A 12217-nucleotide genomic window follows, 5' to 3' on the forward strand; every position below is an offset into this window, starting at 1 on the left:
GATGGAAAGTAATGAACTACCTTATGGTACACAGTTTACCCCGAATGTTGTTGACTTGCGTGTTATCCTACAACTGATTAAAGATAACGAGGGTGCAGAGACCAGCGCTTTCATTGATAGGCTGGTCGCAGCCTTTTTTTCTTCAAATGCAGCGAACTCACAAAAAACTATGGCCGGTAATTGTAAAAACTCTTTAGTGGCATATGGAATTTTAAGGACTAGCGGCGGTATTCATATATCAGAATTCGGTGATTACTTGTATGGTATTACTGATGATATAGAGTTGTATGATGCGTTTGCCCGGCATATTTTGAAGAATCTCAATGGTCTAGTTCTTATTGACACAATTAGAAAATTAAATCGTGAAGGAATTCGCATCACAAATGAGTCAGTAATTGATGCCTTAAACAAAAGAGGATTTAATTATAAAAAAACTGCAAATAATCCTCAGAGTATGAAACTTTGGCTAGAAAAAGCTGGGGTTCTTGCAAAATGGCGTATAAACGAGAATAAGATAAATGAATTGGTTGATCTATCGGAAGGTGAAATGGAGTTATTAAAGGAATTACGACCAGAACAATATTATTTCTTAAAAGCATTGTGTAATACTGGTTCTGATGAATTTCAAAAAGCGGCAGATGTGAGAGATTTAGCAACAGCCACATATGGCATTACTTTTCAGGAAAAAGCGTTTGGTACCGCTGTACTAAATCCGCTTGAAGAAAAAGGATTAATTGAAAAACAAAGAACTACCGAAGGACGTGGAGCAAAAACACCCCAAGTCAAATTGACTGAACTTACTAAAAGAGATATCGTCATCCCCTTTTTAGAACAAATGTCAGGTATTATAGGAGAAGATGTGTCACGATACTATCAGAAAACATTACAAGAAATTCGCAATGATGTTAATTCAACTGATACATATGTAAAAGGGGTGGCTTTAGAGGCTTTAGCTATTAAGATTATGAGTATCATAGGTCTTGATTTTGTTCAGACAAGGTTAAAAGGTAGCGAAACTGGCGGAGCGGAAGTGGATGTTCTTTTTGATTCAAGCAGTTTGCTCTATTCACGTTGGCAGGTGCAATGCAAGAATACAAGCAAGGTTTCCTTAGATCAAGTAGCGAAAGAGGTTGGATTATCACACGTACTAAAAACTAATGCAATCGTCATAATGACCACAGGAACTGTGTCTGAGAATGCAAGGGAGTATGCCAATAAGATTATGCGTTCCATGAATTTATGTATTATCATTATTGAGGGGTCAGACATAGACGATATTGTTCATGAACCTACAAAAATAGTGAGTATTTTTAATAGAGAATCGTTGGCTGCGAAACATATAAAAGTATTAGAAACATAAGGGAGGGATTGAGATGCCTGAATACCAATGGGCAATAAATAATGGCGAGATTGTTACAGCTGATTATGATCGCTCGATGTCATTGAATGCGGAACAAGTGAAGAGTGAATTAAAAAACGCATTCGATTCATTAGGAAACAGTGTTGAAATAACACCAGTAAGTGAAGAAATGAGTGAGGTTTATAAAATTGTTATTCCTGTGATAGATGGTTCTACTGAAGTTTATGTATCTGCAAAAGGTACAACTCCGGGTGGCAGAAATAATCTTATGGATGAACAGAGAATCCAACAGAAAGCTAAATATCTCAATTATGCTGTTGATAAGAAAGAAAACGGTGAGAAAGCTATATCAATAGGAGTATACAAAAAAGATAATGCTGTTGTATTCTGTGCATGGAAATTATCTCGCTCAAACGCAGCTTCTCCAGAGACATCTATATCAAAACAGATAAAAATCCAAACAATCGCCAAAGCCTTAACTGAAGGTTTTGTTCAACAAGATAAAGGGCGTGGAGAATATGCCTGTGCTTTTAGAAAAGAGTTTATATATTTTTATTTGAATAATTCTGATTGGTTACATACTGGTCATGTTACTGAACTTGCAGATCATACAATACCTGAAGAAGATTCTAGTGTAACATTTAACTTTGTGACTAGTTACTTTAGTGATTTCTCCCGAAATCGTATTATCTTTGGGGCGCCAGGTACTGGTAAAAGTTTCACCTTGAACAAGGAAAAGGATGAATTATTAGCTAATGGCGGAGAGTATGAACGTGTAACGTTTCATCCAGATTACTCATATGCTAACTTTGTAGGTACATATAAGCCAGTGCCATGCAAGGATAGTGATGGGAAAGATGCTATCACATACGAATATGTACCAGGTCCATTCATGCGTACATATGTTAAAGCGTTGGAAAATAGTAAAACTGCCGAACCGAAGCCATTCTTGCTAATAGTAGAAGAAATCAACAGAGCCAATGTAGCAGCTATTTTTGGAGATATATTCCAGCTGTTAGACCGAGATGATTCAGAAGTTAGTGAATATTCAGTACAAGCATCTGAAGATATTAAAAAACACTTGGTTGATAAGCTTGGTGGTACCCCTGAAGATTATGCAGAGATAAGAATTCCAGATAATATGTTTATATGGGCAACTATGAATAGTGCTGACCAAGGCGTATTCCCTATGGATACTGCGTTCAAACGTAGATGGGACTTCACCTATCTTGGTATAAATCACAATGAGAATGACATTAAGGGGAATTTTGTTAAATTGGGCAGTGGAATCTATCGTCGTGTGATTGAATGGAATGAACTACGTAAGGCAATCAATGATACCCTTTCCTCTTACAAAATCAATGAGGATAAGTTATTAGGACCATATTTCCTTTCAAGAAAAATTGTTGTTCCAAGCGTGGGTAATGAAATTAATGCAGATATCTTTATTTCTGCCTTCAAGAGTAAAGTTCTAATGTATTTATTTGATGATGCAGCTAAGCAGAAAAGATCATCTCTTTTTGATGGTTGTAAGGAAACAACGAAGTATTCTTCTATTTGTGAGGAATTTGATAAGCGTGGTGTAGAAATTTTCTGTAAGGAGATTAGAGATAAATTTCCGAGGACTATATCAGTAGTAGCTGAATCTGCAGAGGAGTATAAATAATGATATCGAAGTTTGTTCGAGAACAGAAAAGATATACTCAATCTATGTTAAAAAGCATCTTTCAATGCTCGGAAGAAAAGACGGTCGGTATTATTAAGCGTTTGAAAGAATATGGGGTGCTAAAGGCTGTTAAAGCCACGGATGCTCAGAAAGATATGTCGGACTTAGTGGATGAAGATATCGAAGTTGCTGATGTTGAAGTAGGCGATAATGAGTACCTATATGCATTTACTTTTGTTGGTGTAATAACCGTTTCGGGTTGTGTTTTGAAATGCTATCCCAAATATATCTTTAGCAACAATGAACCTTTGGCAGAATTAAAAACAATAATAAAAGTACTTGAAAAGTATAACGCCAAAGAGCAGATCATCCGTATGTATAACGATAACAGTGAGAGTAACTCTTTTAATCTGCTTGCTGTGATGATTTTTTTGCTACAAGACTACTATGAAAATGGTGCATATACAAATACACAAGATATCATTGAATCAAACGGCTCAGGAGAAATACTATGGGATAAGACAATTAATGAGACCTTTACTTACCTCAGCAATAATCGCCCATATTACATTGAACTATTTACGAAAAAACGTATTAATGATGATTTTGATTACTTTAAAAGGCTCCATGAATCAATTATCAGTATTTGTTCAAGGGAGCTGAAAGATGCAGATTTGTTGGATTTGTTTGACATACTTCCGGTTGAAGTGTCTGATGAAGAACTAGATGATTTTGGAGAAACAGACTATATACTCTACCGCATACAGAATGAATTGAATTTACAGTTTAATACAAGAAAGCAGCTGTTATTAAAGACGTTATATGCCTATATCGCTCATAGCAGCACTCTTGCAGATATTGATTGTTTCACTATGTTTGGTTCAAATAGTTTTAATCTGGTATGGGAAAAGGTGTGTGCTGAAGTTTTGGACAATCAATTGCAGACTCCACTCGGCTCACTCCCTATATCTTTAGCAGATGGATACGATCCTCAAGATTTGCTCATTTCACTAATAGAAAAGCCAAAGTGGAATGGTTATATGCAAGACAGTACAGAATTTCAAAAAATCGCCAAGGAAACCCTTGTTCCAGATATTGTGTCAATCCATAAGTTGAATAACTCACATCAGTTCATCATTTTTGATGCTAAATATTATAACGTTCAACTTGAGAAAGGGAAAGAACTTCGAGGGCAACCTGGAATTGGAGATATTACAAAACAGTATCTCTATCAGTTAGCGTATAAAAAGTTTGTTAATGACCATGGCATCCAAGATGTAAAGAATTGCTTTTTGATGCCAACCGAACAACAAAGCATTATTGTCAAGGGGTATGTCAGTATGGAAATATTAGATGTCATAGGGTTACAGAGCATTCAAATAAGACAATTACCCGCAGATATTATGTTCACACACTATCTATCTAGTGAAAAAATGGATATAGGGTTACTGGGGGCTGATGGGGGCGATCCGTTTTCGGAAATGGGATAGGGCGGACGGATTGAACGGCAATCTGACCGTATACGTGGGACACCCCATGAAGTATTGATACGCCGGAGTATCTCGAATGGCTTTGACCAAATCAGCATCAGAAAGGTCAGTGGCTTGCTTAATGAGCTGCGCCCCATAAAGGAGTCGGAAAGGTTTGCCCGCTCGGCCAAGTGGAGACGGAAAAACCTCACGATAGGCGTCCTCCAACTGAGTCCACGGCAGCTGATCCGCAAGCTGAACCCATTTGTTGTCCGGGCTTAAGGAGACACCCAGTCCCTGTCCGAAAGACTCTATCGAAAGTTGAACCGTTTTTGTACGATAAACCATCCCCAGCACCCCATCCATTGAAAAATGCACAGAAAATCGCGTCAGGACGCGTTATTCCATGCATTTATTATACACTAAATACGTGATTAATTGTTTATTATAAGGAATTACAGAATTATTAAGTATCCACTATTTATACTGTCATTAAATGCCCTCATTGTGCTTGTTCTGCAATTGAAGATTTTTATTATAAGTCAGATGAAAAGTATATTATTTGTGATAAATGCGGATATACTTATTCGAAGTTCTATAAAATTGATCCAATTAGGGGTTATGTATGGGAGATTAATGAACAAGAAGGGCACGGGGTTTGTGTCATTGTTAGAAAAGATGGACATCGGAAAAGAATTTTATTTAATTCGGTAACAACGTCAAAAGAATTTGAAAAGTATAGCAAAATCTTTTCAGAGGATGATGTAGATCAAGAGGCCAGCTATATGGAAGGTTATGAACATGGATGTTTCATACCTCTTCTTGGCAATATACATTATTAAAAGGGGAGATTTCATTGATGAAAGTTGAAAAGTATAATCTTAATGAAGAAACCCTTAATTTTATACTTGATTTTGAAAAGAAAGTAGAGAAGGGTAAAGTTAATACGAATAAAGAATTAGTAAAACTATTGGAATTGTCCTCTTATTACAAAGATATTGTGTTACTGCTATTCATTAATGTCCAGAAGATGACGGTGGCTATTGTCCGCAGTTTGACGAGGATACTGTCCGATGATCATAAAAAATAAGACCGTCTTAAAAAAGACAGTCAATCAACCAAATATTATAGAATAACCTGATATCTTTGTTTTTCATTGAGGTTGAAACGAACACCTTCGGTGATGACATACCAACAATTGCCGAACTCCAGAGTGCAGTTCAGGTAATAGTAGCCCACGATCAGATCAAATCCTATCCCACAGTGCAGCTCACAGGGATGCCCCTGATAGTCTACAGTCCACCGATCCCGTTCCGGATTGTAAAACATTTCATCAGGTGTGTTCATGAGAGTTCCCCCTCGATCACTCGCTTGACCATCCGATCGTCAATGATCGGATGACCATTTTGAGCACCGTATATGAGACAATGCGTGCACGCCTTATTGATCAGCCGGGCCGTACCACTGGAAAATCGGTAGATTTCTTCAATGGCATCCTCTGTAAAAATAGGACGGTCGCAGCCGGCAAACTTGAGTTGACACTCAATATAGGCGCTGGTTTCTGAGCGGTCGTAATGGCCGATCTTGCACTGAAGATCGATACGCTGACGGATCGCGGCGAAACTTTGAAGTTTCAAGCGGTCCCAGAGCTCACTTTGACCGACCATGATGAGGGCCATTGGACTTTGTGAATCCATTTTAAAGTTCAAAAGGAACCGAACTTCTTCCAACATTTCACGGCTAAGCAGATGCGCTTCATCGACAACACAGACAGGCTGGATGCCATGAATCTCACGCATGAGTTCGATTTCATGATGCAGTTGCCTTTTCGCATCGCCCCGATAAAATTTAGCCTCACAGCCCAGCTGCTCCAGGAGTCCCTTGTAGAAATGACGAGGCGTTAACTTTGAATCGGACAAGTAGAGAACGCTATAATGCCCTGGATCCAGTTCTCGCGTAAAACGTCGGACCATTGTCGTTTTACCTGTGCCACAGTCACCGGTTAAGACCGCGAAGAGTTGCCGTTCCGCCGCGTGAATCAGGCGTCCCAGAATCTCATCCACAGATTGGGAGGTATAGAGATGACTTGAAGGGATCGACCGGGAGAAGGGGGGCTGCTTCATCTGATAAAATGGCTCAAACAAGGTGCTCACCCTCTCTCATCACCTTGCTGTAAGAAACCGCCGGTTTCTGCACGTCTTGTCGTTCCCCATGCTTTTGAGTGGCTGCACGCAAGAGTCGGGAGGTATCTGTTGGTTTGGGTTGAAGGCTTTCAGGTAATTCCGGACGTTTTCCTATGTGTGTCCCTATTTCAAGTTTCTTAGCCGGCCAGGGCGTGTAACCTTCTTTTTCAACGGTGATTTGTGAAAGATCTGATGGATCATAGACAACATCCACGGTGGTGCCGATAAATGGAATCCCCACTTCATACAGTTGGTTCTGAAAACTGATACATCCGGATTTATCCACTTTTCTTTTTTCCGCATGAAGAAAAGCCAAACGGAGGGTTTCCGCATCTAGAAAGTGTAGGACCTTTTTATCGCTGCGGTAAGCCATCTCCGGTGTGACATGCTCGCCCAGAGCCGAATGAGGCTTGTTCAGATAACATTCACTGAGCCAGACTTGGAAGAGATCATTCAGTTGATCCAGTGACTTGGGCTTCTCTAAGGCGACCTCTCCCAAAAAAGCATCCACAACACGGTTCAGCCGTTCTACTTTGCCTTTTGAGCTAGGTGAGTACGGACGGGCATAGAGGAGCTTGGTCCCTAGTTTAGAACAGGTGCGAGCCATCCATTTGGTGCGATACTGCTTCCCGTTATCAAAAAATACAGCTTCCGGCCGTCCATATTTCTGAACGGATTGGCGGAAAGCATCTTCAACGATCCGCTGATCCAAAGTGGGATAAAAAGCACCATGAAGGACGAAACGGGTGGCGTCATCAATAAATAAAACAAGATAGACTTGTTTATTGATGCCACCTTGACCGATGGGGAGGGAAGGCCCGAATTTAATATCCGACTGCCAGAGCTTATTCCGATGAGATTGTTGGAACCGTCGAGCGGCTCCTGCTGTGGACTGGTAGAGCCGCATTTGCCTGGAACTGTAACCTCGTTCTGTAAGTCGTTCCTGCAGTGTTAACCGCTTGATTTCACCAGGTTTGGCGCGTCCCTCCCACTCCATAATTTGGATAATCTGCCGGACACTCCGTTGGGGTGCTTCTCTCCTGAGCAGAATGGCTTCCTCCACTAATTCATTTCTCAACGCGCTTTCGATCAAGCTGTCCGCAGCCTCGTTCGATGGCGGTTGAATAGCCAGTGGCAGTGACGTGGCTCCTTAACCACGGTCACCTACATTGCGAATGGCATTTGTTTCAGCCAGTTGGGCTGTCGGCTCATCCATACAGGATTTTTTTGTTTACACGGATTTTTGGAAAAATCCCTAAAAGGACACTTAGATTAACTGGAGAAAATAAAAAGCTTCCCTTCGGGACGGCAAACCATCCGAAGAGAAGTCGATGCTCACACCTCTGCCAGACAAACGTGATGGGATGAATCCATCTTTTGTGATTCAGAAAGAGAGCTGATCCAGCACCTCTTTCAGCTCATCTCTCAGAAAAGCATTCACTTTGATGAGCGTATCCCGTTGCTTCCTTAACTCGTTAATCTCGTCGATTAACCCTTCCATTTCTGTCTCGAGGATACCGATGGTTTCCTCTATCTCGAAGTCTCTCTTCTGCACACGTTCCTTTTCAGAACTCATTGATCGCCCTCTGTATATGCGATTCACCTACTATTTTATGTCCTTGAATCAGGGCATCCATCAGGCTTTGACTGCACAAGGTATTGATTTTTCGTGGAATGCCCTGACTGAACTGATAAATAGCTTGAACAGCCTCTTCGGAGAAGATTTCATGGGGTGTTTCAACCACCTTGAGCTGATGATGGATATAGGCCTGTGTTTCTTTTTCAGTGAGCCCGTTCATCTGATAACGCATTTGTATGCGCTGATCGACCGCTTCCAGGAGTTTAATTCGAAGCAGATGGCGTAGGCTGGGCTGACCCACGAGAATCAGGGCGAGCGGAGACAACGAGTCTTCTTTAAAATTGAGGATATACCGCAACTCCTGAAGCATTGTTTCAGAAAAATAGTGTGCTTCATCCAAAATAAGGACGGACACCTTCTTCTCGTTTTCATAGAGATCCAGCATCAAAGATTGAAATTGGCGACGAGCATCTGTAGAGCGAAAAGCCGGTTTAATCCCAAAGTGTTGGAGCACTTCCCGGTAAAAAAGCTTCGGCGTCAGGGAAGAGTCACAGAGATACAAATAGGGATGACGGGTGGGATCCAACTGATGAACGAGAGATCGGATCGACGTTGACTTTCCCATCCCGGCTTCTCCGGTCAGCAGACAGAATTGACGGTGCTGCACCGCATACTCTAATCGGGCGTTCGCTTCTTTTTGCGAGGCTGATGAAAACAAATGTTGGGGTTCAATCTCACGCGTAAACGGTAGGCCTTTCATCTCAAAGAAATCAAGCATTCTCGATTCATCTCTTTTCTTTTTTGTTTCTTAATTGCGCAAAACTTGTCGTGCCCAGTTGTTTGCGCTTGATTTCATCCTGCTCTTTTTTTAGCTGCTCCAGGAAATTGGACACTCCGGCAGGAGTGCTGTCATCCTCATCATTTAACCATTTATGGTGTGACTGATTTTTGAGCTCTGCCGGACTCGCATTGGGAAAACGTTCTCCATCTTTCCAAATTTGAACGGTGGAAAGATCAAAGGGATTGTACCGAATCTGGATTCGCTGGCCCCTAAGAGAAGGATCCACATCGAACGTGTTGCCCTCCAGTTCAATCACTGATGTTTTTCTTACCGTGCGTTCCTCTTCCCATAAAAAGATTTCTTTCAGGGCTTCTGCCGGAAGATGCCTAAGGCTCGATGATTGGGATTCAAAGCGCTTTTTTGGTGTCTGTTTGGTTCCTCGATGAACACGGTTATCGTAGGCCTCCAACCAGGAATACAGATAATCATTTAACTGTCTCAAAGTCGTCAATTTCCCCTGGTTGATCAATAGATTCGCTTCACCCGTGAAACTGCTATCTACATATTGGAAAAACTTTTCAATTTTCCCTTTTGATTCCGGCGAGAACGCTGTTGCGTGGGCCAGTCTGGTGCCCATGCGGGCACACATAATGGGAAGCTGTTTGGCATTGTAGATTGACCCATTATCGCAAAAGAAAAGATGGGGAACACCAAACTTTAGCACCGCTTTTTGAATACACCGTTCCAGTCTTGGATAGCGCTCCTCCATAAAAAATTCAGCATGCATGATTCGGCGGCTGTGATCATCGATAATCGCAATGAGGTAAGCCTTTTTTCGCCGTTCCGGATGTCTGGGATCCGGCAGGTAGAGCGTGTGCTGTGTGTCCGCTTGCCAGCAGTCGTTTGGCGCCCCATGTTCAAAAGCATGGAATTCCTTTCTCACGGTATGGGAAAGATCTCGCCGACTCCAGCCCTGCTCCTGAAAATAACGGGATAATGTTCGTGGTTTCAACACACCGAGCTGAACTTTTCCCTCCAGTTCCAGGAGACGAATAATCTGTTCCACACTTCGGCTCGTGAGTTCTTTACGCAAATCAATAGCCCGCTGAAGGACCGTCAGGTCCAATTGATGCAGGCTGCCTTTGTGCGCCCGCAGCTGTGGTTTAAGTCCATCAAATCCCTGCTCCTCATAAGTCCTCAAGTATCTTTCCAGTGAGCGGAGACTCACTGTGGTGCGCTCGCTGCCCGGGATGGTGTAGGTCTGTCTCGCAATTTCTCGTAAAAGGGCATACTGCTCCCCTGGCTGAAGTTGCCGCTGAACGACTGGGGCCTCAGCCCGAACCGAAACGCAGCGATCTCCTCTCGAATCGTTTCGTTCATCTCTTTCTCCTCTCACATCATCAGAATGGGACACAATCTCTATTTTTCGTTAAATTGACCCATAGAGAAAGAGACAAACTTTGTGGAGTAATAAAAAGGAAAATCATTCAATCTATTCCAAATGAACCGACACCCTGGGCGACTTCATCCAGATCCTATCGGTCGGCGGAGATGGAGCAGGGATAAGAGCCTTCCTCTTCGAGGGATGTCTCCTCTGAAAGCAAAGGCCAGCAGGCCTTGAATCTCTTCATATGAGTTGATTCCTTCCCGATAAAGAGAAAGCAGGCGATCGCCTTCCTGGTTCTCCATCGCCCAGATACGGCGTTGATTGATCCACCATAGACTTAGCCATTTCCGAAGCTTGTTTTTCCACCGATAAAGCGTTCTTAGCGAGACAACAGAAACCCCTTCAGTCGTTAAGCGTTCAGGTAGTTTAAAGATGGGAATACCACTGATCAGGGCGCGACCAAAGCATTCATAGATGGGGTTTATGAATCTCGCCCAAGGGGCAAGAAAACAGGGGATTAAAGAGAGGGTCTTTCTACAACCTACGCATCTACGGCGCATAATAGGCACCTGAAAAGATCGCCGGTGAGTATGCACCGTCCGTTCATACTTACCGTGTCGTCGCGTGTTTTGTCCACAACACGGGCAGGGAACATTCTGACGATAAGCAGCAACAAATTTAATATATTTCTTGATCGTAAGCGGACATTCAAGTACAATGATCATGATCATAAGTGATAGAGTTGTTTGTCATCTCTCGGCCTGGAAGCGTAAGGGAGACGAACAACTCTTTCCTTTTCTCAAAATATAACAAATACAACAAAAACCGACAACTCTATTGACCATTATACATAGGTCAGTTGATTGTCGGCTATTTTATTATGATTTATCCGCCAATAATTGTGACCGTGATTATCGATATAGCGACATTCAATTAGGCTGCAAACATCAAGCCGGCCTGCTTACGGCTGGGCTTAAGCCCTTCGAGTCCACGCTCTCGATAGCTGCCCAGATAGCGTCGGATCGTTCTTTCTGAGAGTCCACTTTGCTTACAGATCTGTTTCTTTACTTCAGTCGCCCTGGCGGTATCCAGATCACCGGATAACAGTGGGGCGATCAGCTGGAAACGTTGAGAGGCAATCTCGTCCAGCTTTCTAGAATCTCTCATCATACATCTCTCCTCGTTTTAACCTTCATCATGAAGTTTAAACAGGAGTCAGCCGGACAAGAATGCAGAACGGGTCTGTACCCAAAGATGAACGTTAACGATCGGTCTGGCCATTCTCGCCAACCAGCCCGGCGCATCGCCGAATAGTCGCCCAATTCTTTCGAGTACGGTCAGTGACTCCATGGACGAAGGAACCACCGGGGCTGAATCCATTTGTTGAAAGCGGAGAACGATGGAATGAAGGCAGGCCAGCCAATAATCGATAAACTCAAGGAACCAGCGGTTCCACCGATATAGAGTTGAATTGTCTGCAGCGACATCATTTTTGTGGGGCTGGGAAATGGCTTTTTCAAAGCAACGGGACTCATAACGTTTATAAGGAATAAGCAGATCAGGAAGTTCATGATGAATCTTGGAACAAGTGACACAGCACAAACGACGAATCCGCAACGACACACACTTTCCCGAGTCTTCTATGTATTTTCTCAACCGGCTTCCAATAATTTTAAGTTCTCCTCCGCAACAAGGACAAGGAACCTTTCCCGCACCCTTAACAGAAAACACCAGTTGCCTGGTTATCAACGAGGCTATAGTCTGATATAATAATCATATTGTTGGTTTAGGG

10 protein-coding genes and 4 pseudogenes are annotated in these 12217 nt (G+C 42.4%); 4 read left to right on the forward strand and 10 right to left on the reverse strand.

The features are described from left to right. Window position 1: 1 nt before the first annotated feature. Genes IEX81_RS12755 through IEX81_RS12765 form a run of 3 tightly spaced genes read left to right on the forward strand, consistent with a single transcriptional unit; the run spans window position 2 to window position 4516 of the window. Window positions 2-1360 (forward strand): restriction endonuclease, encoded by a 1359-nt coding sequence (locus IEX81_RS12755; protein ID WP_188803919.1) that lies wholly within the window; start codon window positions 2-4, stop codon window positions 1358-1360. A 13-nt stretch (window positions 1361-1373) separates the two neighbouring features. Continuing rightward, window positions 1374-3026, forward strand: a complete 1653-nt coding sequence (locus tag IEX81_RS12760) for an AAA family ATPase (protein WP_188803921.1) — start codon at window positions 1374-1376, stop codon at window positions 3024-3026. Beyond that, complete coding sequence (locus IEX81_RS12765; protein ID WP_188803923.1) at window positions 3026-4516, forward strand: LlaJI family restriction endonuclease; 1491 nt, start codon at window positions 3026-3028, stop codon at window positions 4514-4516. The genes IEX81_RS12760 and IEX81_RS12765 overlap by 1 nt, the downstream gene beginning before the upstream one ends. Here the strand turns inward: IEX81_RS12765 and IEX81_RS12770 are convergent. Then, window positions 4481-4843 (reverse strand): annotated as a pseudogene (locus IEX81_RS12770) (transposase); the annotation flags it as partial. The gene IEX81_RS12765 and the pseudogene IEX81_RS12770 overlap by 36 nt on opposite strands. A 511-nt stretch (window positions 4844-5354) precedes the next feature. Between IEX81_RS12770 and IEX81_RS12775 the strand changes: the two are divergent. Next, window positions 5355-5585 carry a hypothetical protein gene (locus IEX81_RS12775; protein ID WP_188803989.1) on the forward strand — a complete coding sequence of 77 codons (231 nt, stop codon included), beginning with the start codon at window positions 5355-5357 and terminating at the stop codon, window positions 5583-5585. Window positions 5586-5620: 35 nt separating this feature from the next. Here IEX81_RS12775 and IEX81_RS12780 read toward each other — a convergent pair whose 3' ends face one another. The 9 genes and pseudogenes from IEX81_RS12780 to IEX81_RS12815 form a co-directional block, all read right to left on the reverse strand. Continuing rightward, complete coding sequence (locus IEX81_RS12780; protein ID WP_188803929.1) at window positions 5621-5842, reverse strand: DUF5348 domain-containing protein; 222 nt, start codon at window positions 5840-5842, stop codon at window positions 5621-5623. Continuing rightward, a complete protein-coding gene (locus tag IEX81_RS12785) occupies window positions 5839-6639 on the reverse strand; it encodes an ExeA family protein (protein ID WP_188803931.1) in 801 nt (266 codons plus the stop codon). Before IEX81_RS12785 ends, IEX81_RS12780 begins: the two co-directional genes overlap by 4 nt. Then, window positions 6632-7765: pseudogene (locus tag IEX81_RS12790) on the reverse strand (transposase); the annotation flags it as partial. The gene IEX81_RS12785 and the pseudogene IEX81_RS12790, both read right to left, overlap by 8 nt. Before the next feature lie 297 nt (window positions 7766-8062). After that, window positions 8063-8254 carry a hypothetical protein gene (locus IEX81_RS12795; protein ID WP_188803933.1) on the reverse strand — a complete coding sequence of 64 codons (192 nt, stop codon included), beginning with the start codon at window positions 8252-8254 and terminating at the stop codon, window positions 8063-8065. Continuing rightward, window positions 8244-9035 carry an ExeA family protein gene (locus tag IEX81_RS12800; protein WP_188803935.1) on the reverse strand — a complete coding sequence of 264 codons (792 nt, stop codon included), beginning with the start codon at window positions 9033-9035 and terminating at the stop codon, window positions 8244-8246. Before IEX81_RS12800 ends, IEX81_RS12795 begins: the two co-directional genes overlap by 11 nt. 7 nt (window positions 9036-9042) lie before the next feature. Then, window positions 9043-10418 (reverse strand): annotated as a pseudogene (locus tag IEX81_RS12805) (transposase). A gap of 144 nt (window positions 10419-10562) precedes the next feature. Beyond that, the gene (locus IEX81_RS16725) at window positions 10563-11156 is read right to left on the reverse strand and encodes a DUF6431 domain-containing protein (RefSeq protein ID WP_308424088.1); all 594 of its coding nucleotides are present in this window, start codon (window positions 11154-11156) and stop codon (window positions 10563-10565) included. Window positions 11157-11370: 214 nt separating this feature from the next. After that, window positions 11371-11592: pseudogene (locus tag IEX81_RS12810) on the reverse strand (helix-turn-helix domain-containing protein); the annotation flags it as partial. Window positions 11593-11640: 48 nt separating this feature from the next. Beyond that, window positions 11641-12156 carry a DUF6431 domain-containing protein gene (locus tag IEX81_RS12815; protein ID WP_229727609.1) on the reverse strand — a complete coding sequence of 172 codons (516 nt, stop codon included), beginning with the start codon at window positions 12154-12156 and terminating at the stop codon, window positions 11641-11643. Between the last annotated feature and the right edge of the window lie 61 nt (window positions 12157-12217).

Origin of the sequence: Sporolactobacillus putidus (assembly GCF_014647035.1) — a bacterium.
GTDB classification, from domain to species: Bacteria; Bacillota; Bacilli; order Bacillales; family Sporolactobacillaceae; genus Sporolactobacillus; species Sporolactobacillus putidus.